Annotated in this window: 1 protein-coding gene; it reads right to left on the bottom strand. The window is 42.0% G+C overall.

Features of this window, described 5'->3' with window-relative positions:
• Positions 1 to 231: hypothetical protein (locus AOA61_RS31670; RefSeq protein WP_218197296.1), on the bottom strand; the 231-nt coding region annotated here is incomplete at both ends.

The raw sequence follows: 231 nt of genomic DNA, 5'->3' as shown, positions 1-231 counted from the left end.
ATACAATACAGGCTCCATCGTCCACGCCAGTCCCATCAACATGGCATATGCAACATACGCCGTTATTATTGGTTCCCACCCGGGGTGATAACCAAGAACAAATGATAGATATAAGGGTAACAAAAGAGAAAGAATGATTACCAATCCTAACGTCAAACGCCCCCAGAAATGAGCTTTACGATGAAAAAGGTCGAGGCCTTGATTACTTTTTTTCTTCTGCTGTATTTCTTG

Origin of the sequence: Pseudomonas sp. 2995-1 (assembly GCF_002742505.1) — a bacterium.
Classification (GTDB): domain Bacteria; phylum Pseudomonadota; class Gammaproteobacteria; order Pseudomonadales; family Pseudomonadaceae; genus Aquipseudomonas; species Aquipseudomonas sivasensis.
This window is presented reverse-complemented; position numbering and strand designations above follow the sequence as displayed.